The following is a 22612-nucleotide window of genomic DNA, read 5'->3' on the forward strand; positions in this document are numbered from 1 at the left end:
TCCCTTCTCCCCTGGTGGGAGAAGGTGGCCGAAGGCCGGATGAGGGGGACGGCCCAGCACCCCGGTCACGCCCCCCTCATCCGCCCCTCCGGGGCACCTTCTCCCACGAGGGGAGAAGGGTTACTTCGCTCGATCCACGGTTTTAATCCGCCCCCCTCCCCCCTTTACCCCACGGCCCGGTCATGTCGGAGACGCCGCTTTCGGAGACGCCCCAGGAGTTCGAGGTCAGGCCGCGCACCGACGGGAGGCGGCTGGACGCATACCTGGCGAGCCGGTTCATCGACTACTCGCGGAGCGTGCTCCAGAAGGTCATCGAGGCCGGCGCCGTCGAGGTCAACGGCCGCCAGGCGCGGGCATCGACCAAGATCCGCTCCGGCGACAGGATCCGCATCTCCCTGCCGCCGCTGCACGACCCGACCCCGAAGCCCGAGGACATCCCGATCGAGGTCGTCCATGAGGACGAGTACCTGACGGTCGTGAACAAGCCGGCCGCCATGGTGACGCACCCCTCGCGCGGCAACTGGGGGGGGACGCTGGCCAACGCCATCCAGTTCCACTACGACAAGCTCTCGACCGTCGCCGGCGAGGACCGCCCGGGGATCGTCCACCGCCTGGACCGCGACACCTCCGGCCTGATCATCGTGGTCAAGGACGACCTCGCCCACCGCCGGCTGGGCCTCCAGTTCGAGCACCGCCAGGTCCACAAGGAATACCGGGCGATCGTCTACGGCGCGCCCGACCGCGACAGCGATTACATCGAGAAGCCCATCGGCTACCACCCCATCGTCCGCGAGAAGATGGCCGTGCGCGAGCCCGTCGACGGCGGCCGCGAGGCCGTGACCTTCTACGAGGTCCTGGAGCGGTTCCGGGGCTACGCCCTGGTGCGCTGCGAGCCGAAGACCGGGCGCACCCACCAGATCCGCGTCCACATGCACAGCCTCGGCACGCCCATCATCGCCGACAAGCCCTACTCTGGCCGCGACCGCCTGACCCTGGCCGACCTGGAAGTCCCCGGCGCCCAGCCCGACGACCCGGCCGGCGTCCTGATCGAGCGCCAGGCGCTCCACGCCCACAAGTTGCGGTTCACCCACCCGATCACGGAGCAACCGCTGGAACTCGTCGCCCCCCTCCCCCCGGACATGGCCCGGACGCTGGAAGCCCTCCGCGCCCACCGCCAGGCCGAAGCCCCGCCGAAGCGACCGCGATGAGCGACCCCACCGCCGATCCTCACGACGTGGCCGTCCTGGGCGCCGGCGCGGCCGGGCTCGTCGCCGCGGCGCGGGCGGCCGAACTGGGCGCGCGCGTCGTGCTGCTGGAGAAGAACCGCAAGCCGGGCGTGAAGATCCTGATCTCCGGCGGCACCCGCTGCAACGTCACCAACGCGCGCGGCCTGCGACGGCTGGAGTCGATCACCGGCCCCGTCGACCCGGGCTTCGACCCCAAGCTAATGCGCGGCGCGCGGGCGATCCAGGACGCCTTCGGCCCCGGCGGCCCGTTCCTCGGCCCCTCGCTGCGGAAGCTGGACGTCGACCGCTCGGTCCGGCTGTTCGAGGACGAGGGTGTTCCGCTCAAGGTCGAGGCCAACGGCAAGGTCTTCCCCCTCTCCGACACGGCCGTCGACATCCTTTCCGCCCTGACCCGCCGGCTCGGCCGGTCCGGCGCCGAGGTCCGCTACCTCGCCCCGGCGAGGTCGATCACGCGAGACGGCGAAGGCTTCCGGATCGACCTCCCGGACGGCCCGATCCGGGCGCGTCGGGTCGTGCTGGCGGTCGGCGGCCGGTCGTTCCCCGGCTGCGGCACGACGGGGGACGGCTACGCGATCGCGCGATCGCTGGGCCATTCGATCGTCGAGGTCCGCCCGGCGCTGGTGCCCTTGAAGGTCGTCCCCGAATGGGTGCCGACGCTCCGGGGGCTGAGCCTGCCCGACGTGGTCGCGTCGGTCCACGACGCCGCCGGGACGACGCTCGCCCGTCGCCGAGAGGCGATCCTGTTCACGCACACCGGCCTGAGCGGCCCCGCGATCCTGGACGTCAGCCGCGCCGAGGCCCGCCGCGGCGAGGCCGACCGGCTGGAACTCCGGATCGACTTCCACCCCGACGTCCCCCGCGAGGAACTCGATCGACGGCTCCAGGCCGCGACCCGCCGCGGCAAGGCGGCCGTCGCCACGATCCTCTCGGCCGACCTCCCCCACCGCCTGGCCGAGTGCGTCCTCGACCACTGCGCCATCCCGCGCTCGCGGACGGGCCCGGACCTCTCGCGCGCCGAGCGCGTCCGGCTGGTCGCCGCGCTCAAGGGCATCCCCCTGCCCATCGCCGGCACGCTCGGCTTCGAGAAGGCCGAGGTCTGCAGCGGGGGCGTCGCGCTGGACGAGGTCGACCCGAAGACCATGCAAAGCCTCCTCGCCCCCGGCCTCTACTTCGCGGGCGAGGTCCTCGACCTCGACGGCCTCATCGGCGGCTACAACTTCCAGGCCGCCTGGAGCACCGGCTGGCTCGCCGGCGAATCCGCCGCGGGGGCGGATTAGCGCTCAATCGCCGTAAAACTCGCGATCCGAGACGCCGTCGGCCTCCGTGAGCCGAGGACGCCCCGGCCGGATGTACCATGCCCTTGTGCCGACGCCTGCTTGACAGCCGCGTCATTGATAGGGACAATTCGATTTCACATTCCTCTTTTTGCGACCGGTTCGTCGTGCCCACATCAATCCCCCGACATCCTGAGGAATAGACGTAATCATCTCACTGCCATGGGAGGACCGGCGATGAGCCCCACGCGAAGTTGCTTCCTTGTCCTCTTGGTCGCGTCAGCGGCCCGTCCGGCGGCCGGGGACGACATCTCCGTGGAGCCGACCCAGATTTAGAACATCGAGAAGCTCGGCTATCCGACCGGGTACGTGTTCTCAACGAATAGCGGATTTCCGGTGACGCTGCAAGTTTGGAAAATCTCGCAGACGGGCTCTGGGATGCCGGCCAGATCCATGACGATTTCCGGCCAAACGGCCTCGCACATTTATGCCCAGCCTGGTAATTACCAGATCTCCTGCGTCGTCACATACGGGATGATCCCGGGGAGCCCCGCGCAACCACCCGGTCCTCGGACATTCACGAGGAATGTCACGATCGGCGAGCCCACGGTCTCGTACCTGTCCGGCCTCGGAACCTCTACCGAATACAACGACGGTTTTGACACGCCAACGCCGTCCAGCCTCGGCAATTCGAAGGGCTTCTATCTGATCATGCGCGTCAAATGCTCGGACGGAAGCGATCCCGGTCCATATCTAGCATGCTATCCTCAGGAGCAGATCCGGAACATCATCCTCAGCGGCCAGGCTCAAAACGACGAGCCATGGGGTCCAGACGACAACAATGATGTTCAATACAAAATGCACCGAGACCCCACGTCCGGCATGACCGTCATATATGATTGGAAGTGGGCGAGGCATCTGCCGCGCCCGGCCGCGAACTCCATATTCGCGACGCTCACCCAGGATTTCCGCATCTCGTGGAAAGACTGGGCCGGGGTGGAACATTCCGGGCCCGTTTACAGCCGGGACTGGAAGTACGAAGCGATCGACAACTTTCACTGGCGATTGCTCGATAATCCTTGATCGTCATTACCCGAGGTTCGGCGAGGGAAACGAGCCATGAGCAGATCACGCCTTGGATCCTTGATCGCCCTGGCGGCCGCCCTGGCCGCGACATACGCCGCGACCGCCAGCCAGGGTGGCGGGGGTGGGAAAGTCGTCAGCCGTGCGATGGGCCGGGGCGAAGTCCTCCTACCGGTGGAAGTCCCCCCCATGCTCTCCGCGCCGCCTGACCTCCTGGGACAGGGAGCCGCGGGCGTCCAGGATCAGCCGGCCCTCCCCACCCTCCCGAGTCTCGGCGAAGATGGTCCGGCGGCGCGATTCGCCCTAGCGGTGACCCCGGACGATGGCGTCGCGCCCGTGGTCGCCGAAGTCTTGTCGCGCGCGGGGTTGGGGATCCCACAGGATCGGATCGATTATTTCCGCGCGAATTTGCCCCCCGGGTCGGAGGATGTCGATGGTTGGGAGGGCCGAGTCGTTTCCGTGGCCGATTCTCCCCAGGGCCTCATTACGACCGTCCGAGTCCACGGCAGGTTCAAGAGAAAGATCGACAATCTGCATCTGCTGGAGAGCTATCTCGTTGATGCGGACGGCGTGCATTATCTAGGTGCCCAGTCCCCCCGGCCACAGCCGCGGATCTCGCTTCACTGAAGTCGCGTGGGATGCCCCGCTACCGGTGCACATCACCGTCGATAGGCCGGCGCTTGCGACTTGCGGCCTGGATGCCGGGAAATGGGTTCCGTCCGTCGGCACTCGTTCGCCATCCATGACCGAGCATGCTCCGGCCTTGCTTGGCTCTCACGAGATTCGTCGGAACGAGATTGAATCATCGCCCCCGAGGGCTCCCGCGAGGGCGGTCGGGGGGGCCTTACCCCGGGCCTCCTCGCATTTCACGCCGTAGCGAGCCAGGATCGATCGCAACTCCCGAGGCGTCAGCAGGCGTTCCATCCCCGCGCCTCAAACGGCCGCGAGATCGCCGCCGACGTATTCTCGGCCCGTGATCTCGTCGAGGTCTCCGTCGATCTCCGCCAATCGCTCGGCCGGGACGTCCATCTCGGCTCGGGCCACATCCCGTCCCAGCGCGTACATCTCGAAGGAGCGCCCCGGGGCCGGCAAGAAGAAGTTGGCCGGGGTCTTCCATCGAAGGGAGGCGTCGAACTGGATGATCGTCGCATCCCAGAGCGAATCCAATGCCTCGCGCATCGTCGGGCCGTCGCCGATGAGGTCGGTTTCCAGGCAGTGCGCGATCCAGTCGCCGTCCTCGCGATAGAAGACGATCCGGAGCGACAGCCGAAAGGAGCGGCCCTCCCGCATGCGAACACCTCCGCGAGTTGGAATGGGACGGGGCGGATCGCCTGGGAATTGTAGCCGCGGGGGGTTCCCGCGGGAAGCCGGGCGAGCCGCCCGATCGCTCAGCGTCCCAGCGCGCCGCGGGAGATGGAGCCTGGGTCGCGGGAGACCTTCTCGGCGAAGTCGCGGAAGGCGGTCAGGGCCCCGCGGAGTTGGCCCAGGGCCTGGTTGGCCGAGAGGGCCACGGCGTTGATGTTGTCGTACAGGTCGGACTGGACCAGCAGGCGCTGGATCGTGCCGGACGTGTTCAGGCCCCCGCGGCCGTCGCGCAGGGCGTTGGTCAGCAGCTCCAGGTCGGAGGCGATCCGGTTCAGCCGCCGCACCGCCTGGCCGACGTCGGTCGTCGGCCTGCGATCGACCCCCGAGCCCAGATCCTTCAGCAGCGGCGCGGCGTCCGCGACCGCCGCGTCGAGCCGCGCGGTGGCGGCGGAGAACCTGGCGATGCCCGTCTTCAGCGCGTCCTGGGTCTGGGGGTCGAGCGTGGTGTTCAGCCGGTTGGCCGCCAGCTCGATGTCGGCGACGGCCTTCTTGACGCTCGCCTGATTCTCGTCGATGAACCCCCGGATGCCGGTCGACGCCCCGGAAAGGTCCTTGCCGGTCTGCTCCCAGGTGGCGAGGAACCCGTCGAGCCGGTCGGCGCTCTTGGCGACCTTGGCCAGCCCGGCGGCGGCCTCCTGGATCGTCTTGAGGGTCTCGCCGGCGTCGTCGAACGCGCGGGTGGCGGCGGCGAGCGCCTTGGAGGGGTCGGGGACGACCTCGCCCTCGATCACGGGGGCCTCGGCCGGGCTCGGGCCGGTCTCCAGCGGGCCCTCCCCGGTCCCCGGCAGCAGGTCGATGGTGACGTCGCCGATCAGCGAGCGCGACAGCCTGGGGATCGAGCCCTCGCGCAGCGGGAAGCGGGTCTCCAGCGAGAGCGTCACGATGACGCCGTCGGGCTGGCCGGGGCGGTCGTCGAAATCGACGGAGACGACCTCGCCGACCCGGATGCCGCTCTTGCGCACCGAGACCCCGGGCATCGCGCCCGGCGCCTCGGGGTAATGCACCTTCAGGAACCCGCGCTCGCGGAGGAGCTGGGGGGACTCGCCGAACCAGACCACCAGCATCGTCAGGACCAGCCCGGCGACGATCACGAACATGCCGAGCCGGAACTGCATGACCCGTTCATTCATCGCTGGCCCCTCCCCCCGCGGCGCGTGCCGCCGCCGCCATCTCGCGGAGGCGGTCGCCGGCCTCGCCGCGGACGAACTGGCGGACGCGCGGGTCGGCCGCGTCCTCCAGCCCGCCGGGGGGACCGTCGTGGATGATCTGCGACTCGCCGCGGCCGACCCGCGCCAGCGGGAAGAACATCACCACGCGGTCGGCCACCTTGGTCACCGTGCGCATCTCGTGCGTCACGACGATCCCCGTCTTGTGCCCGCCGCGCTGGGTCTGCAAGATCAGCTCGTTGATCACGTCGGTCATGATCGGGTCGAGCCCCGTCGTCGGCTCGTCGTACAGCATGACCTCCGGGTCCAGCGCCAGCGCCCTCGCCAGGCCGACCCGCTTGCGCTGGCCGCCGGACAGCTCCGCCGGCTTCTTGCGCTCCAGGCCCGGCGGCAGGCCGACGTCCTGGAGCCGCTCGGCCACGATCCTCGCCACCTGGTCCTCGCCGCACACCTTGTGCTCGCGCAGGCCGAAGGCCACGTTGTCGAACACGTCCAGGCTGTCGAACAGCGCGGCCATCTGGAACAGGAAGCCGAACCGCAGGCGCAGCCGCACCAGCGCCCGCGCGTCCATGCGGGACACGTCCTCGCCCTCGAACAGGATCTTCCCGCTGGTGGGCTGGAGCAGGCCGACGATCAGCTTCAGCAGCACCGTCTTGCCGCAGCCGCTCTCGCCGATGACGCAGACCGTCTCGCCGCGACGGATCGTCAGGTTGATCCCGCGCAGCACCCGCTGGCGGCGGAACTGGATGGAGACATCGCGGAACTCGATCAGGTCGCCCCCGTCCGGGGCGTCCGCGCTCACAGGAGCCCCGTGGCCTGCGGCCACAGCGAGCGATACATCGCGTTCCACGCCAGGCCCAGGACGAAGTCCAGGAACAGGATCGCCATGAACGAGAACACGAACGCCTCGGTCGCCGCCTTGCCGACCCCCTCGGCCCCGGCCCCGGAGTTGAACCCCCGGTGGCAGCTGATCAGCGCGATCGCCGACCCGAAGAAGAAGCTCTTGAGCACCCCGGCCAGGATGTCCAGCCCCTCCACGAAGTCTCGCGAGTGCTTCCAGTAGGCGAACGAGTCGATCCCCAGCACCTGCGTGCAGACGACCGCCCCTCCGATCACCCCCATGAAGTCCGCCATCAGGGTCAGCAGCGGGATCAGCAGGAAGCAGGCGAGGAACCGGGGGACCGCCAGGTAATAAATCGGGTTCGTCCCCAGCGCCGTGAGGGCGTCGATCTGCTCGGTGACGCGCATCGTCCCCAGCTCGGCGGCCATCGACGAGCCGACCCGCCCGGCCAGCATCGTCGCCGCCAGCACCGGGCCCAGCTCCTTCACGAGCGAGATGTTGATGACCGAGCCCATCTTCGTCGCCAGGCCCATCATCTGGAATTCGTGGTAGGTCTGGACGGCCAGCACCATCCCGATGAACGTCCCGGTGATCGCCACCACGGGCACGCTCTGCACTCCGATCGCGTGGAAGATCGGCAGCAGGACCGACCACCGCGGCCTCCGCCGGACGATCCACCCCAGGGTTCGCAGGCAGAAGAGGCTCACGTCGCCGACTTCGGCCACGCGGTCGAACACCTGCCGGCCCAACCTGTGGACGGCGGTCTCCCCCCCATCGGCGCCGACCCCGTCCCGCTCGACGTCCAGCGCCCCTACGGCCATCCCTGACTCCCTTCGACGACGGAAGGCCCGACCCGGCCACCCGGCCATTCTCGCCATTCGGCGGCGATTGGCAAGGCCGATCCCGCCGCGTTCAGCGCGCGACCCGGAGGTAGACCCGGCCGTCGTGGATGCAGATGTCGGCCTCGACCCCGTCCAGCTCCGGGACGGCCGCCTCGACGTAGTGGAAATCGGCGTCGTGATATCGCCTCGACGCCCGCCGGCCTCGCACCATCGACCGCGACGGCTCCAGCCCGGCCAGCCCCTTCAGGGCGGCCAGCAGCAGGCCCGGAACCGGTCGGCCCGGGGCGCCCCCCTCGGCCGGGGTCCTGAGAATCGGGAGAGCGTCCACGAGGGGTGAATCGAGCATGACTTCGGCATCCTGGGTTAGGTCGAGTCCCGGGCGGCGCGCGGGCCATTCGGCGACCGCCCGCGGCCTCCACGACGCGCGGCCTTGACGGGGCGATGCGCGCGGAGGACGAGGGCCGACGAGGCCCGCTGCCCCGATCTCGTTCTGATATCGTTGCTTGGATTGAATGCGGAGAGAGAGAATCGGATCGAGGCGACCCAGGCGAGTCGTGCGCGACGACGGCGTCACGCCTCCGACACTCCCCGGCCCGCTTCGCGGGCACCCACCGGGCCGATCGCTTGCATCGATGCTAGCTCGGTAAGATCAAAACCTAATATAACTCACGCCTCCACGGATGCGAACAGGAAATCCCGACCGATTTATGCGGATTTTCCCGATCGAGAGAGCCCGGGCGGATTAGCCCGGTTCAGGCGGAGGGGGAGCCTCCCGGGACGCCCAGCTCGTCCAGGCGACTGGCGAGCATTCGCTCGATCGCCTCGGAAGTGCGGCGATAAGTGGTCATGTCGGATCCGAAGGGATCCGGAACGTCCCGGCCCTCGGGATCCAGCAGGGTGGCGATGGGGCGGGCCTCGGGGGCGAGATCCAGGAGGAGATCCAGGTGATCGGCGGTCATGGCGAAGAGGCGGTCGGCCTGGCGGACGAGGTCCAGGCCGATCGGCCTGCTGCGATGCCGGTCCAGCGAGCCCCCCATGGATCGGACGACCTCCGCCGCGTGCCCCGCCGCCGGTGCCCCCCGCGACGCCGCGACGCCCGCGGAGACGACCGAGTAACCGCGGGCTTCCAGCTCGTCGGGCCGGCATCCCAGCCGGCGGGCCAGCATCAGCTTGCAGATGGCCTCGGCCATCGGGCTGCGGCAGGTGTTGCCGGTGCAGACGAACGCCAGGAGCCGGCCGGCGCGCGCGGCGATCGTCGCGGCGTCGACGGCCCCCTCGCGGGCGATCGACCACGTGTCTCCCTGTACGCGGACCGCCGTGGCGACCCGACCCAGCCGGGTCGGCCCCGAGTCGATCGCCATGTCGACGCCGGCCAAATTACGCAGGGGCTCCGCGGTCGTGGCGGCCGAGCCGTCGGCCGCCCGGACGAGTCCCAGGACCAGCGGCGCCGGGCAGAACCGCAGCGCCTCGCGGAGCATCGCCTCCTCCGGGCAGCGGAGGGCGACCTCGCCGGAGGGGGAGATCAACGACCGGACGTCGGCCGGCAGGCGGTCGAGCAGCCCGCTCCGGGCCGGCGGCGGGAAGATCAGCGACACGGGGCCGGGCCACGACCGCCGCGCCAGCCGCGCGGCGACCTCCGGCACGTCGGGCGCCCAGTCGGCGGCCTCCTCGGGCCCCTTGACCAGGATCGTCAGCGGCCGGGGCTCGACGTCCCCCCGCAGGGCGCGCAGGCGGGCGACCCCGGCGGGGTTGAGGGCGCTGGAGGCCAGGCAGTACACCGTCTCCGACGCCAGGCCGACCACGCCCCCCTGGGCCAGGCACGCCGCGACCCGATGCACCACGTCGCGGGCGTCGTCGCACCGCGACAGGTCGATCCACTCCCCAGGTCCGGCTTCCGTCATAGCAGCAGCGTCAGGCCGTCGACGGCGTGCAGGGCCGCGTAGATCGCGCGGACCTGCTCCGCGTTCTGGACCGTCACGTGGAGCGTCACCGCCAGGTGCCGCCCCCCCCGGGTGGCCCGCACGGAATGCTCCACGTCGGACGCCGCCGGCAGGTGCTCGGTCACGGCGTCCACCACGCGGCGCTCGAAGTCGTCCCCGGCCTCCCCGATCGCCTTGATCGTGTAGGTGCCGGGGAACGGGTGGGTCGATTCCAGGAGATCCACCGAGGGGCGATGGTCGGGTCGGTCGTCCATGGTCTCCTCCCAGGGATAGGGCCGGTGGGACTCCTTCGGGCGCGGATCGTCCAATCATACGCGCCTCGGGGCCCCGGCGGAAACCCGGAGGGGCGAATTCCCGGCCGCCGCGACGGCTCAGACGCCGTCGGCGAGGGCCTTCTTCATGGCATCGACGAAGATGTCGATCTCCTCGACGGTGGTATAGACGCTGGGGGAGACGCGGATCCCCTCGAACTGCTCGTGCTTGGTGGGGGAGATGACGATGCGGTGCTTGTCCCAGAGGTAGCCGAACAGCTTGCCGCAATCCACCCCCTCGACGCTCAGCAGGCCGATGCCCCAGCCCCAGCCGGGTTCGAGCGGGGTCAGGAGCTTCACGCGAGGGTCGGCCTCCAGCAGCGGGGCGGCCCAGCGGTCGCGGAGGTGGATCAGCCGCGCCGCCTTCCGCTCCGGGCCGATCGCCCGGTGGAACGCCGCGGCGACCGAGATCGCGTTGTGGTTGGCCGCCGGGTGGGTGCCGATCTGCTCGAACTTGCGGATATCCTCGTCCAGCGGCGGGTCGGCGCCCATCAGGGGCCAGATCGATTTGATCTTGGACTTGCGGACGTACAGGAAGCCGGTGCCGATCGGGGCCATCAGCCACTTGTGGAGGCTGGAGCCGAAGTAGTCGCACCCCAGGTCGTCGCGCCTGAACGGGACGTGGGCGAAGCCGTGCGCGCCGTCGACGAAGACTTCGATGCCCTTCTCGCGGCCCAGCTCGACGACCTCGCGGATCGGCATCCCCTGTCCGGACCAGTTCGTCACCTGCGGCAGCTCGATGACCTTCGTCCGCGGGGTGATGGCCTCCTTGATCCGGTCGAGCAGGACGTCGGGCGATCGCATCGGGATGGGGAACGAGATCTTCTTCACGACGACGCCGTCGCGCCGGGCGCGCTGCTGCCAGCTCGTCTGCATCCGGGGGTAGTTCTGGTCGGTGTGGATGACCTCGTCGCCGGGCTTGAGGTCGACGCCGAAGATGAGGGCCTCCATCGCCTCGCTGGCGTTGCGGGTGATGGCGATCTCCTCGGGGTCGCAGCCGAACTCGCGGGCGATGTCGCGGCGGACGGACTCGGCCCGGGGCTCGGAGACGCGCCACATGTTCTGGACGGGGGAGGAGTTGGCGAACCGCAGGTCGCGGATCATGGCCTCCATCACGTCGTTGGGCGCGGGGCTGACGCCGCCGTTGTTGAGGTTGATGACCGTGCGGTCGGTGTCGAAGCAGCGCTGGATCTGGCCCCAGTAGTCCTCGTCGCGGGCGGCCGCGGCGAGGTCGTCGAGCGAGCCCAGGTCGCGGCCGGCGCCGGCGGCGCGGGCCAGCGCGTCGGCCCGGAACGCGGCGACGCCCAGGGCGGCGGCGCCGGCGAGGAAGGTCCTTCGGTCGGTCACTCGGGATGCCTCCGTCCGTCCGGTCGGGCCCGGCCGGCGCGGGGCGCCGGCCGGGGCTCGCGGTCGATCAATACGAGTCGGCGCTGATGACCTCGCCGCCGTTGCGGCTGGAGAGGGCCTGATAGACGCCGATGTTGGTCCCGGGGGCGACCGTGTAGGTGCCGTTGACGTTCCGGGTCACGCCGACCGGCAGCAAGGTCGCGGCGTCGAACGTCCACGTCGAGATCGAGTCCTTGATGAACCGGACGGAGCCGTCCGCCATGGCGAAGTTCGCCCCGCCGGGGTGGTTGCTGGAGGCCGCCACCGTGTAGGCGTTGCCGCCGCCCGAAAGGACCATCACCGCGTCGTCGGCCGCCGACACCGTGAGGCGGGTGTGGGGGTTCAGCGGGTAGTAGGTCAGCAGCATGGTGTCGCTGAAGGCGCTGGAGAACCAGAGGAACCAGACGTTCCTGGACGCCGGCGGCTGGATCTTGTTGAAGGCCCGCTCGCCGGCGAAGAACGTGTTGCTGGTGCCGTCGGTGATCGAGGAGAGCCGGACCGCGCTGCCGAAGTAGACCACGCCGTTGGCCTGGCCGGTCTTCGCGGCGTAGTCGGGGTCGACCCCCGAGGGGCCCGACGGGTAGTTGGGATACATCCCGGCGTTGCCGGCGTACGAGTTGTGCTGGAGCCGCCAGGGGACCGGCACGGCGCCCGCCGGCACGCCGCTGCACGAGCCCAGGAAGTTGCGAGGCTCGGCCGCGATCACCGGGTTGGCCACCTCGCCGTCGCTGGGGCACCACAGCGAGCTCATCCCCATCGACATGATGGTCGAGTTGTCGGCGTAATACGGGTGCAGGTTGTAGTTGAAGGCGTTCGACGCCGACCCCTGCTCCAGGTACGGCAGCATGCCGATGAAGAAGCTCTGCGCCTGCTTCCACCGGCCGCAGGCCTGCGGCCACATGTAGAACGCCCCCAGCGGGAACGTCTCGTGGGCGCTCACGTAATTGTGCGCCGCCAGCCCCAGCTGCTTCAGGTTGTTGGTGCATTGCGCCCGGCGGGCGGCCTCGCGGGCCGCCTGCACCGCCGGCAGCAGGAGGGCGATCAGCACCGCGATGATCGCGATGACGACGAGCAGCTCGATCAGCGTGAAACCGCGATTGCGATGGCTCGTAGGCATGTCGAAGCTCCTGGACACCCCCGTCCCGTCGACCGATCGTCCCGGCGTCGCGCCGACGCCGCCGCGCTCAATCCCGCATCGCCCGCGACCCCTTCCCCCTGGCCTTGCGCGCCTTGCCGTCGGCGAGGACGCCCCCCTTCTTCTCCAGCTCGTCTCGATATTCGGCCGGCGTCTTCCCCTCGATTTGCGCCGTCTCCGGCGCGGACGGGGAGCACCCCGCCGACCATCCCGCCGCGAGCGCGACGAGGACGCCGACGGCGATCGGGATCGACCGTCTCATTCGGACCTCCAGGCGAGACCATCCGCCGCACGACTGGGCGAGTGAAATCCAAACCTATGGGACATCGACCAAGGGAATGGGTCTTGAAGTGAATCCACCCAGCATGGTGGCGGCCGGCTCGCGGGCAGTCAAGCGAAAAGCCCGGGAAGGTTGCGGGAATCCAACAACGCCCCGAACCTATCTCGCCGGCCCTCCCGAAGATCGGAAAATCCCGCCGCATTCATGAAATCTCGCCGGCCCCGGGCGCGACCATGCCATTGCGGATCGTCGATCTTTCGCAATTCGGACTCGGTAACCGGGAGCCGGGCCGGCCCGGAGATCCGGGCGCGGGTGGCCCAACTTCGGAAGTCGCGACGGCCCATGACGCATTACCGAGCGCGGAACGCGCGTCCCCTCTCCCGCCGGGAGAGGGTGGCCCGAAGGGCCGGGCGAGGGCCGCCGGGGTTCGGGGATCCCGACGGCCCATGACGGGAGTGGCCGTCGCCATTCATCGTAGCGCGCCGGCCCTCACCCGCCGCTGGCGCGGCTGCCCTCTCCCGGCGGGAGAGGGGACGGGATGGGGCCGTCGGCCCTCTTCTTCGTTGTAGCGCCGCATGGCCGACGCTCTTGCCCGCGGCCCACGGAAAACCACGTCGCCTTCGACGAACGAAGCCAATTCATCGAACCACAATACACTAACACCCAAGAACTTGCGCGAAACCGACCAGAACCCCGGCGCGCGAACGAAGCCAACTTTGCCGGCTCACTCGAACCGCAGGATCGGCTGGTCGACGACCAGGCTCGCGCCGGGCTCGACGAGGAGTTCGGCGACGACGGCGTCGTGGTCGGCCTTCAGGACGTTGCGCATCTTCATCGCCTCGACCACCGCCAGCGTCTCGCCGGCGCGGACGGGCTGGCCGACCGTCGCGGCGACCTCCACGAGCAGGCCCGGCATGGGGGATCGGAGGAGCTTCGAGAGGTCCGGCGGCGGCTTCTCCGGCATCACCGCCAGCAGCTCGGCGGCGCGGGCCGTCATGACCATGGCGTCGAGCCGGGCCCCCCGGTGGACGACGCGGTACTTCAGCCCAAGGCGCTCGACCTGGACGCGGATCGGCTCGCCGTCCCACGTCCCCTTCAACAGCGGGTCGCCCAGCTTCCAATCCGCGCGGAGCCGGTGGACCTTGCCGTCGTGGACGATCCGACAGCCCCCGTCTTCCAGGGCGATGCCGAGTTCGTAACGGGCGTCGGGGAGGACGACCACCCAGTCGTCGGAGACGCGCCGGGCATGGCCCTGGAGTTGGCCGCTGGTGCCGACGGCCCGCTGGATGTAGCGACGCCTGGCGTAGGCGGCGACGGCGACCGGGATGATCGGGTCGTCGTGCGGCAGGGCCGAGGGGTGGAATCCGTCGGGGTATTCCTCGGCGATGAAGCCGGTGTCGATGTCGCCAGACAGGAACCGGGGATGTCGCGTGAGGGCGGCCTGGAACGCGAGGTTCGTGGAGACGCCCCGCACCAGGAAGGCGTCGAGCGCCGCGTGCATCCGGGCCGCCGCCTGGTCGCGGGTCGCCCCGTGGACGATGAGCTTGGCGATCATCGAGTCATAATAGATCGATATCTCGTCCCCCTCGACGACGCCCGTGTCGACGCGCACGGCGCCGGGCCGCTCCTCGGGGGGGATGTAGCGGACGAGGCGGCCGGTGGAGGGGAGGAAGTTGCGGAACGGGTCCTCGGCGTTGACGCGGCACTCGATCGCCCAGCCGTCCCGGCGGACGTCGGCCTGGGTCATCCCCAGCGGCTCGCCGGCGGCGACGCGGATCATCAGCTCCACCAGGTCCAGCCCCGTGACCATCTCGGTGACGGGGTGCTCCACCTGGAGCCTGGTGTTCATCTCCAGGAAGTAGAAGGAGCGGTCGGCGGCGACGACGAACTCGACCGTCCCGGCGGAGCGGTAGCCGACGGCCCTCGCCAGCGCGACGGCCTGCTCGCCCATCGCGGCGCGGGTCGGCTCGTCCAGGAACGGCGACGGCGCCTCCTCGATGACCTTCTGATGCCGGCGCTGGATGGAGCATTCGCGCTCGCCGAGGTGGATCGTCGCGCCGAACGAATCGGCGAGCACCTGGATTTCGATGTGCCGGGGGCGCTCGATGAACTTCTCGACGAAGACGCGGTCGTCGCCGAACGCCCCGGCGGCCTCGGCGCGGCAGGCTTCGAACGCCTCGGCGACCTCGGCGTCGTCGCGGGCGATCCGCAGGCCCTTCCCGCCGCCGCCGGCCGACGCCTTGATCATCACCGGGTAGCCGACCTCGCGGGCGATCTCGACGGCCCGGCGGGCCGACTCGATCGGGGCGTCGACCCCCGGGATGACGTTCACGCCGGCCTCGCGCGCGAGCCGCTTGGAGGCGATCTTGTCCCCCATCGCGGCGATGGCGGCGGCCGGGGGCCCGATGAAGGCGATCCCCTCGGCGTCGAGCCGGCGGACGAACGCCTCGTTCTCGGAGAGGAAGCCGTAGCCCGGATGGACGGCCTCCGCGCCGGTGGCGCGGCAGGCCGCGACGACGCGGTCGATGTCGAGGTACGAGAGCCGCGGCGTCGGCGGCCCCAGGAGGAACGCCTCGTCGGCCAGCTCGACGTGGCGGGCGCGGCGGTCGGCCTCCGAGTGGACGGCGACCGTGGCGATCCCCATCCGTCGGGCCGCGCGGATGACCCGGCAGGCGATCTCGCCCCGGTTCGCGATCAGGATCTTCTGGAACATGCCGGGGCTCGCGGGGTGGGGTCGATCAGAGGGGGATGTTGCCGTGCTTGCGCCAGGGGCGCTCCACCTTCTTGTCGCGGAGCATCTCCAGCGACCGGGCGATCCGGCCGCGGGTCTCGCGCGGCATGATCACGTCGTCGATGAAGCCGCGATGGGCGGCGACGAACGGGTTGGCGAACTTGTCGCGATACTCGCGCTCCCGCTCGGCGATCCGGGCGGGGTCGTCCTTCTCGGCCCGGAAGATGATCTCCACGGCGCCCTTGGGGCCCATCACGGCGATCTCGGCCGAGGGCCAGGCGAAGTTGACGTCCCCCCGGATGTGCTTGGACGACATCACGTCATAGGCACCGCCGTAGGCCTTGCGGGTGATGACCGTGACCTTAGGCGCGGTGCATTCGGCGTAGGCGTAGAGCAGCTTGGCGCCGTGCTTGATGATGCCGCCGTACTCCTGGGCCGTGCCGGGGAGGAAGCCGGGGACGTCCACGAACGTGACGATGGGTATGTTGTAGGCGTCGCAGAACCGGACGAACCGGGCGGCCTTGATGGAACTCCTGATGTCCAGGCAGCCCGCCAGCACCAGCGGCTGGTTGGCGACGAACCCCACGCTCCGGCCGGCGATCCGGCCCAGGCCGATCACCACGTTCGCGGCGTGGTCGGGCGCCAGCTCGAAGAAGTCCCACTCGTCGACGACCTTGAGGATCAGCTCGCGGACGTCGTAGGGCCTGTTCGGGTCATCGGGGACGAGGCTGTCGAGCGAGGGCTCGGCGCGGTCGGCGGGGTCCTCGGTCGGGACGACGGGGGGGCGCTCGCGGTTGTTCGACGGCAGGAACCCGAACAGCCGCCGGGTCATCATCAGGGCCTCGACGTCGTTCTCGAACGCGTGGTCCGCGACGCCCGACCGCCCCGCGTGGGTCGCCGCGCCCCCCAGTTCCTCGGCCGTGACCGTCTCGTGGGTGACGGTCTTCACCACCTCGGGGCCGGTGACGAACATGTACGAGGAGTCCTTCACCATGAAGATGAAGTCGGTCATCGCCGGCGAGTAGACCGCCCCCCCGGCGCACGGCCCCATCACCAGCGAGATCTGCGGCACCACGCCCGACGCCTGCACGTTGCGCAGGAAGACGTCGGCGTAGCCGGCGAGCGAGGCCACCCCCTCCTGGATCCGCGCCCCGCCGGAGTCGTTCAGGCCGATCACCGGGGCGCCCACGTCCATCGCCTTGTCCATCACCTTGCAGATCTTCTCGGCGTGGGCCTCGGAGAGCGAGCCGCCGAAGACGGTGAAGTCCTGGCTGAAGACGAAGACCAGCCGGCCGTTGATCGTGCCGTAGCCCGTCACCACGCCGTCGCCGGGGACCACCTTGTCGGCCATGCCGAAGTCGGCGCAGCGGTGGCCCTTGAACATGTCCCACTCCTCGAAGGAGTCGGCGTCCACGAGCAGCTCGATCCGCTCGCGGGCGGTGAGCTTCCCCCGGGCGTGCTGGGAGGCGACGCGGGCCGCGCCCCCGCCCAATCGTGCCTCGGCGCGCTTCTCGTCGAGCTGGCGGACGATCTCGTGCATGGGACCGGACCCCTTCGGCTCAGTCGGCGGACGCCTCGATGAAGTCCAGCAGGCGATACGCGGCGGCGGCGGCGGTGGAGCGCCCCTCGGCGACGGCCCGGCTGGTCGGCTCCAGCTCGCGGCGGACGTCCGCGTTGGCGCGGAAGCGGGCGCGGAGGCCCTGGTCGATGAGGCTCCACATCCAGTCGACCGCCTGGCGACGACGCTTCTCGTCCAGCTCGCCGGAATCGGCCAGCGCCTTACGCATCCGCTCGACCTCGTCCCAGAACTTGTCGACCCCCTCACGCGTCGCGGCGCTCAGCGAGAGGACGACGGGCTTCCACGCCTCCGAGTGCCGGCGCACCATCGTCAGGGCGCTGGCGATCTGGCGGCGGGCGAGCTGGGCGGCCTCGGGGTCGATGTCGGCCTTGTTCACCGCGATGATGTCGGCCACCTCGACGATCCCCTTCTTGATCGCCTGGAGGTCGTCGCCCGAGTTGGGGAGCTGGACCAGGACGAAGGCGTCGACCATGCCGGCGACGGTCGTCTCGCTCTGGCCGACGCCGACGGTCTCCACCAGGATCACGTCGTAGCCGGCGGCCTCGCAGACGAGCATCGCCTCGCGGGTCTTGTCGGCCACGCCGCCGAGCGACCCCCGCGACGGCGACGGCCGGATGTAGGCGTCCGGGTGCACCGACAGCCGCTCCATCCGGGTCTTGTCCCCGAGGATCGAGCCCCCCGTGATCGTGCTCGAGGGGTCGACGGCCAGCACCGCCACGCGATGCCCCCGGCCCACCACCTCCAGCCCCAGCGCCTCGATGAACGTCGACTTCCCCGCCCCCGGCGAGCCGCTGATGCCCAGGCGGATCGAGTTCCCCGTGTGCGGCAAGAGGGCGTCGAGCACCCCGGCGGCGCGGCGGCGGTGGTCGGGCCGGGTGGACTCGATCAGCGTGATCGTCTTGGCCAGCGCCCGGGGCTGACGCCGCAGGACGCCGTCCACCAGCGCGCGGTCGGCCGGCTCGAGGTCCACCTTGATCGGGCCGCGCTGGGCTTCTGGGTCGCTCGACATGGATTCTCTGTCTGCTCGGTCACGCGGGGCGGTCGACCCGGGACATGATACATGAACCGACGGTCCCGAGGCTCAATCGTCCCCTCTCCCCCTGGGAGAGGGCGGCCGCGTCAGCGGCGGGCGAGGGCCGTCGCGCTTCGGGAATAGCGCCGGCCGCGCCGGGCATGGGCCGTCGCTATCTCCGAAATGCGACGGCCCTCACCCCGCCCTTCGGGCCACCCACTCCCAGGGGGAGAGGGGACACCCGATTTGCGTCCCGCGCCGGGTCAGGCCGGGACGCGACGCTTGCGGATCGCCTCCAGGATCCCCCGGGCGCAGGCGGGGATGGGGGTGCCGGGGCCGAAGACCCCCACGGCGCCGGCCCGGGCCAGGAAATCGTAGTCCTGCGCCGGGATGACCCCGCCGACGAAGACGCAAACGTCGTCCGCCCCCTGGTCCCTCAGGGCCTTGACCAGCTCGGGGACCAGCGTCTTGTGGCCGGCGGCCAGGGTGGAGACGCCCACGGCGTGGCAGTCGTTCTCGATCGCCTGGCGGGCGGCCTCCTCCGGCGTCTGGAAGAGGGGGCCGATGTCGATGTCGAAGCCCAGGTCGGCCAGCGCGGTGGCGACCACCTTGGCGCCGCGGTCGTGCCCGTCCTGGCCGAGCTTGGCGATCATCACGCGGGGCCGGCGGCCCTCCTGCTCGGCGAAGGCGTCGACCTCGGCCTTCAGCTCGTCCCACTCCTCGTTCTTGCCGAACGCCATGCCGTAGACCCCGGAGATCACCTGGTTGTTGGCCCGGTAGCGGCCCCAGGCCTTCTCGAGCGCGTCGGAGCACTCGCCGACGGTCGCCCGCAGGCGGACGGCCTTCACGGTCGCCTCCAGCAGGTTGCCCCGGCCCGAGCGCGCCGCCTCCGCCAGCTCCTCGAGCGCCGCCTCGACCGCGCTCGCGTCCCGCCTCTCGCGCAGCTCCTTCAGCCGGGCGATCTGCGACTCGCGGACGGCCGAGTTGTCGATCTCGCGGATCTCGACCGGGTCCTCCTTCGCCAGCCGGTACTTGTTCACGCCGACGATGACGTCGAGCCCCGAGTCGATCCGCGCCTGCTTCTCGGCGGCGCACTCCTCGATCTTCATCTTGGCCCAGCCGGACTCGACGGCCTTGGTCATCCCGCCGAGCTTCTCGACCTCCTCGATGATCTCCCACGCCTTGTCGGCGATGTCCTGCGTGAGCTTCTCCATCATGTACGAGCCGGCCCAGGGGTCGACGACGGACGTGATGTGCGTCTCCTCCTGGATGATGATCTGGGTGTTGCGGGCGATCCGCGCCGAGAAGTCGGTCGGCAGGGCGATCGCCTCGTCGAACGAGTTGGTGTGCAGCGACTGCGTCCCGCCGAAGACGGCCGCCATCGCCTCGATCGTCGTGCGGACCACGTTGTTGTACGGGTCCTGCTCGGTCAGCGACCAGCCCGAGGTCTGGCAGTGCGTCCGCAGCATCATCGACTTGGGCTTCTTGGGGCTGAAGCCCTTCATGATCTTCCACCACAACAGCCGCGCGGCGCGGAGCTTGGCGACCTCCAGGTAGAAGTTCATGCCGATCGCGAAGAAGAAGCTGAGCCGGCCGGCGAAGTCGTCGACGTCCAGGCCGCGCCCCAGGGCCGCCTTGACGTACTCCTTGCCGTCGCCGAGCGTCAGGCCCAGCTCCAGCGCCTGGGTGGCGCCGGCCTCCTGCATGTGGTAGCCCGAGATCGAGATCGAGTTGAACTTGGGCATGTTCCGGGCCGTGTACTCGATGATGTCGGCGACGATCCGCATCGAGGGCTCGGGGGGGTAGATGTAGGTGTTGCGGACCATGAACTCCTTGAGGATGTCGTTCTGGATGGTCCCGGAGAGCTGCGTCGGGGCCACCCCCTGCTCCTCGGCCGCCACGATGTAGCCGGCCAGGACGGGGAGCACCGCGCCGTTCATGGTCATGGAGACGGAGACCTTCTCCAGCGGGATGCCGTCGAAGAGGATCTTCATGTCCTCGACCGAGTCGATGGCCACGCCGGCCTTGCCGACGTCCCCCTGGACGCGGGGGTGGTCGGAATCGTAGCCGCGGTGGGTGGCCAGGTCGAAGGCGACGGAGATGCCCTGGCCGCCGGAGGCCAGCGCCCGCTTGTAGAAGGCGTTGGACTCCTCGGCGGTGGAGAAGCCGGCGTACTGGCGGATGGTCCAGGGGCGGACGGCGTACATGGTGGCCTGGGGGCCGCGGACGAACGGCTCGAAGCCCGGCAGCGTGTCGGCGTATTCCAGGCCCTCGACGTCCCTCGCCGTGTACAGCGGCTTGACGTCGATCCCCTCCGGGGTCTTCCAGTCGAGGTTCTCGACCTTGTTCTCGGGGGCGAATCTGGCGGCGGCCTTCTCCCAGCCGCCCAGGTCGGAGGAGTTCGGCAGTGACTCGCTCATGGCATCGGGCCTCTCATCCCTCGTCGTGGCGGCGCGGCCGTGACGGCGGCGTCCGCTCGGCCCCGCGACGCGGGGCCCCGCCGGCCCCGGGGGCGGATCCGGCGGAGAAATCGGCTTGCTTGCGAATCGGGCGCCCGCCCGGCGAAATGGGGCGGCGTCGCCCCGCCCCCCGATCCGGGGCGGCGGCCCGCCCTCGGACGGGGGGGCCGGCGAGTCGGCGGGCCGCGCTTCGGCGCCGCGCCTGGTCTTCACGGCTCAAGCATATCGCGGCCGCGGGGGCTCGGCCATCGGGAAACGGCCCCGGGGAGCGATTCCCGCCATTTCACGAATTTCGAAGCGTGGGGCGGGTTCGACGCCGCCGGGGACGCCGAAACGTACGCCCCACGAATCAACGCATTCCCTTGCGTCCATTCGGCCTCGGGCTTGACAAGGCGGGGGAATCCGTCAGGATGGATCGGGGCGACGCCCCACCCCAGGGGGCGCCGAGGCCGTCGCCCCCCAGGCCGCGGCCGGGACCCCCGGGCCGGAGCCAGAGCCAACGTCCCCGACCATCGAGATCGAGAGCATCGCCATGATCATCAAGGGTAAGTCGGCCGTCATCACCGGGGCCGGCAGCGGCATCGGCCAGGCCGTCGCGACCGAGCTGGCCGAGCGCGGCGTCGGGGCCGTGGCGCTCGTCGACAGCAGCGAGAGCGTCATCAACCTGGCCCGCTCGATCAACGACCGCCTGGAGCGGCCGGTCGCCGAGGCGATCATCGGCGACGTGACCGACGCGGCCTTCCGCGCCAAGGCGTTCGACCTGATCTCCTCCAAGTACGGCCCGCCGAGCATCTGCATCCCGGCCGCCGGCATCAGCCACGACCAGCCGGCCGTCCAGATCGACGAGGCCTCCGGCCGCGCGGTCACCTACCCGGTCGAGAAGTTCCGCGAGCTGTGCGAGGTCAACCTGATCGCCCCGGCCGCCTGGGCCATGGAGACCGTCGCCCGGATCGCCGACGAGCGCCGGAGCCGCGGCATCGGCCCGTGGAAGGCCGAGGAGGGGATCCAGGGGACCATCATCTTCCTGGGCGCCGTCAGCCCGCACGGCAACTCCGGCCAGGTCGCCTACGCGGCCTCGAAGGCGGGCCTCGAGGGGGTCGCCGCCACGCTCACCAAGGAGGCGATCAACTTCGGCGTCCGCTGCGCCGTGATCCACCCCGGCTACACCGACACGCCGATGACCCGCGCCCTGGGCGAGGAATACATCGAGAAGAACATCCTCCCCTACACCCAGCTCCGCCGGCTGATCGCCCCCTCCGAGATCGCCGACGCGATCTACTTCCTCCTCTGCAACTCGGCCGTCAGCGGCCAGCTCTGGGCCGACGCCGGCTGGCACCCCCACGCCTGACCGGACCGATCGGAAGGACGTCCCGAGCCAGCCAAGGCCGCCGCATGACCCAGCCCCCCCCCGACCACAACCTCGCCATGGATCTCGTCCGCGCCACCGAGGCCGCCGCCCTGTCCGCGGCCCGGTGGGTCGGCCGGGGGGACAAGAACGCGGCCGACGCCTCGGCGGTCGACGCGATGCGGCTGCTGTTCAACTCCATCGGGTTCGACGGCGTCGTCGTCATCGGCGAGGGGGAGAAGGACGACGCCCCCATGCTGTTCAACGGCGAGCGGCTGGGGACCGGCGAGGGCCCCCGCGTCGACATCGCCGTCGACCCGATCGACGGCACCCGGCTGGTCGCCGGCGGCATGGCCAACGCCGTCGCCGTCGTCGCCGTCTCCGAGCGCGGGACCATGTTCGACCCCGGCCCCTGCTTCTACATGGAGAAGGTGGCCTGCGGGCGCGAGGCCGCCGGCGTCATCGACGTCGCCGCCCCCATCGAGGAGAACGTCCGACGCGTCGCCGCCGCCAAGGGGATGCACGTCGAGGACCTGACCGTCGCCGTCCTCGACCGCGAGCGCCATCACGAGGCGATGGCCCGGATACGGGCCAACGGCGCCAGAGTCTACCTCCT

General features: G+C 70.3%; 20 protein-coding genes. 6 read left to right on the plus strand and 14 right to left on the minus strand.

Annotation, left to right across the window (positions count from 1 at the left end; genetic code table 11):
* Positions 1-182: 182 nt before the first annotated feature.
* The 4 genes from WG209_RS13610 to WG209_RS13625 all read left to right on the plus strand — a co-directional run bounded on the left by WG209_RS13610 (position 183) and on the right by WG209_RS13625 (position 4231).
* Positions 183-1208 (plus strand): RluA family pseudouridine synthase, encoded by a 1026-nt coding sequence (locus WG209_RS13610; protein WP_337175599.1) that lies wholly within the window; start codon positions 183-185, stop codon positions 1206-1208.
* Positions 1205-2524 carry an NAD(P)/FAD-dependent oxidoreductase gene (locus WG209_RS13615; RefSeq protein ID WP_337175600.1) on the plus strand — a complete coding sequence of 440 codons (1320 nt, stop codon included), beginning with the start codon at positions 1205-1207 and terminating at the stop codon, positions 2522-2524. The genes WG209_RS13610 and WG209_RS13615 overlap by 4 nt, the downstream gene beginning before the upstream one ends.
* Before the next feature lie 393 nt (positions 2525-2917).
* On the plus strand, positions 2918-3604 hold the full coding sequence (locus WG209_RS13620; protein ID WP_337175601.1) for a hypothetical protein: 687 nt from the start codon (positions 2918-2920) through the stop codon (positions 3602-3604).
* A gap of 36 nt (positions 3605-3640) precedes the next feature.
* Complete coding sequence (locus WG209_RS13625) at positions 3641-4231, plus strand: hypothetical protein (protein WP_337175602.1); 591 nt, start codon at positions 3641-3643, stop codon at positions 4229-4231.
* Between the two features lie 306 nt (positions 4232-4537).
* Here WG209_RS13625 and WG209_RS13630 read toward each other — a convergent pair whose 3' ends face one another.
* The 14 genes from WG209_RS13630 to scpA form a co-directional block, all read right to left on the minus strand.
* A complete protein-coding gene (locus tag WG209_RS13630) occupies positions 4538-4894 on the minus strand; it encodes a hypothetical protein (protein ID WP_337175603.1) in 357 nt (118 codons plus the stop codon).
* Between the two features lie 98 nt (positions 4895-4992).
* Complete coding sequence (locus WG209_RS13635) at positions 4993-6099, minus strand: MlaD family protein (RefSeq protein WP_337175604.1); 1107 nt, start codon at positions 6097-6099, stop codon at positions 4993-4995.
* Entirely contained in the window at positions 6092-6937 is an 846-nt protein-coding gene (locus WG209_RS13640; protein WP_337175605.1) for an ATP-binding cassette domain-containing protein, read from the minus strand. The genes WG209_RS13635 and WG209_RS13640 overlap by 8 nt, the downstream gene beginning before the upstream one ends.
* Complete coding sequence (locus WG209_RS13645; RefSeq protein ID WP_337175606.1) at positions 6934-7797, minus strand: ABC transporter permease; 864 nt, start codon at positions 7795-7797, stop codon at positions 6934-6936. Before WG209_RS13645 ends, WG209_RS13640 begins: the two co-directional genes overlap by 4 nt.
* Positions 7798-7888: 91 nt before the next feature.
* The gene (locus WG209_RS13650) at positions 7889-8164 is read right to left on the minus strand and encodes a hypothetical protein (protein ID WP_337175607.1); all 276 of its coding nucleotides are present in this window, start codon (positions 8162-8164) and stop codon (positions 7889-7891) included.
* A 406-nt stretch (positions 8165-8570) separates the two neighbouring features.
* On the minus strand, positions 8571-9719 hold the full coding sequence (locus WG209_RS13655) for a Sua5/YciO/YrdC/YwlC family protein (RefSeq protein ID WP_337175608.1): 1149 nt from the start codon (positions 9717-9719) through the stop codon (positions 8571-8573).
* Positions 9716-10012, minus strand: coding sequence for a DUF493 domain-containing protein (locus tag WG209_RS13660; RefSeq protein ID WP_337175609.1), 297 nt, complete (start codon positions 10010-10012; stop codon positions 9716-9718). Before WG209_RS13660 ends, WG209_RS13655 begins: the two co-directional genes overlap by 4 nt.
* Before the next feature lie 117 nt (positions 10013-10129).
* Positions 10130-11416, minus strand: a complete 1287-nt coding sequence (locus tag WG209_RS13665; RefSeq protein WP_337175610.1) for an aminotransferase class V-fold PLP-dependent enzyme — start codon at positions 11414-11416, stop codon at positions 10130-10132.
* Between the two features lie 67 nt (positions 11417-11483).
* A complete protein-coding gene (locus tag WG209_RS13670) occupies positions 11484-12572 on the minus strand; it encodes a DUF1559 domain-containing protein (RefSeq protein ID WP_337175611.1) in 1089 nt (362 codons plus the stop codon).
* 67 nt (positions 12573-12639) lie between these two features.
* Positions 12640-12852 (minus strand): hypothetical protein, encoded by a 213-nt coding sequence (locus WG209_RS13675; protein WP_337175612.1) that lies wholly within the window; start codon positions 12850-12852, stop codon positions 12640-12642.
* A gap of 742 nt (positions 12853-13594) precedes the next feature.
* Positions 13595-15583 carry an acetyl/propionyl/methylcrotonyl-CoA carboxylase subunit alpha gene (locus WG209_RS13680; protein WP_337175613.1) on the minus strand — a complete coding sequence of 663 codons (1989 nt, stop codon included), beginning with the start codon at positions 15581-15583 and terminating at the stop codon, positions 13595-13597.
* Positions 15584-15608: 25 nt separating this feature from the next.
* Complete coding sequence (locus WG209_RS13685; RefSeq protein WP_337175614.1) at positions 15609-17141, minus strand: acyl-CoA carboxylase subunit beta; 1533 nt, start codon at positions 17139-17141, stop codon at positions 15609-15611.
* Positions 17142-17160: 19 nt separating this feature from the next.
* On the minus strand, positions 17161-18189 hold the full coding sequence (meaB, locus tag WG209_RS13690; protein ID WP_337175615.1) for a methylmalonyl Co-A mutase-associated GTPase MeaB: 1029 nt from the start codon (positions 18187-18189) through the stop codon (positions 17161-17163).
* 266 nt (positions 18190-18455) lie between these two features.
* Positions 18456-20612, minus strand: a complete 2157-nt coding sequence (gene scpA, locus WG209_RS13695; protein WP_337175616.1) for a methylmalonyl-CoA mutase — start codon at positions 20610-20612, stop codon at positions 18456-18458.
* 571 nt (positions 20613-21183) lie between these two features.
* Here scpA and WG209_RS13700 point away from each other — a divergent pair.
* Complete coding sequence (locus tag WG209_RS13700) at positions 21184-21999, plus strand: SDR family oxidoreductase (protein WP_337175617.1); 816 nt, start codon at positions 21184-21186, stop codon at positions 21997-21999.
* 44 nt (positions 22000-22043) lie between these two features.
* Positions 22044-22612 (plus strand): fructose-bisphosphatase class II (locus WG209_RS13705; protein ID WP_337175618.1); only part of this gene is annotated, 569 nt, incomplete at its 3' end.

The organism is Paludisphaera sp. (assembly GCF_037189885.1).
Lineage (GTDB): Bacteria > Planctomycetota > Planctomycetia > Isosphaerales > Isosphaeraceae > Paludisphaera.

Bases quoted from the DNA above. Each gene is read 5' to 3' on its own strand.
- WG209_RS13635 (WP_337175604.1), bottom strand. From the start codon at position 6,099: ATGAATGAACGGGTCATGCAGTTCCGGCTCGGCATGTTCGTGATCGTC.
- WG209_RS13610 (WP_337175599.1), top strand. From the start codon at position 183: ATGTCGGAGACGCCGCTTTCGGAGACGCCCCAGGAGTTCGAGGTCAGG.
- WG209_RS13655 (WP_337175608.1), bottom strand. From the start codon at position 9,719: ATGACGGAAGCCGGACCTGGGGAGTGGATCGACCTGTCGCGGTGCGAC.
- WG209_RS13645 (WP_337175606.1), bottom strand. From the start codon at position 7,797: ATGGCCGTAGGGGCGCTGGACGTCGAGCGGGACGGGGTCGGCGCCGAT.
- WG209_RS13670 (WP_337175611.1), bottom strand. From the start codon at position 12,572: ATGCCTACGAGCCATCGCAATCGCGGTTTCACGCTGATCGAGCTGCTC.
- WG209_RS13700 (WP_337175617.1), top strand. From the start codon at position 21,184: ATGATCATCAAGGGTAAGTCGGCCGTCATCACCGGGGCCGGCAGCGGC.
- WG209_RS13685 (WP_337175614.1), bottom strand. From the start codon at position 17,141: ATGCACGAGATCGTCCGCCAGCTCGACGAGAAGCGCGCCGAGGCACGA.
- scpA (WP_337175616.1), bottom strand. From the start codon at position 20,612: ATGAGCGAGTCACTGCCGAACTCCTCCGACCTGGGCGGCTGGGAGAAG.
- WG209_RS13630 (WP_337175603.1), bottom strand. From the start codon at position 4,894: ATGCGGGAGGGCCGCTCCTTTCGGCTGTCGCTCCGGATCGTCTTCTAT.
- WG209_RS13680 (WP_337175613.1), bottom strand. From the start codon at position 15,583: ATGTTCCAGAAGATCCTGATCGCGAACCGGGGCGAGATCGCCTGCCGG.
- WG209_RS13660 (WP_337175609.1), bottom strand. From the start codon at position 10,012: ATGGACGACCGACCCGACCATCGCCCCTCGGTGGATCTCCTGGAATCG.
- WG209_RS13615 (WP_337175600.1), top strand. From the start codon at position 1,205: ATGAGCGACCCCACCGCCGATCCTCACGACGTGGCCGTCCTGGGCGCC.
- WG209_RS13675 (WP_337175612.1), bottom strand. From the start codon at position 12,852: ATGAGACGGTCGATCCCGATCGCCGTCGGCGTCCTCGTCGCGCTCGCG.
- meaB (WP_337175615.1), bottom strand. From the start codon at position 18,189: ATGTCGAGCGACCCAGAAGCCCAGCGCGGCCCGATCAAGGTGGACCTC.
- WG209_RS13625 (WP_337175602.1), top strand. From the start codon at position 3,641: ATGAGCAGATCACGCCTTGGATCCTTGATCGCCCTGGCGGCCGCCCTG.
- WG209_RS13650 (WP_337175607.1), bottom strand. From the start codon at position 8,164: ATGCTCGATTCACCCCTCGTGGACGCTCTCCCGATTCTCAGGACCCCG.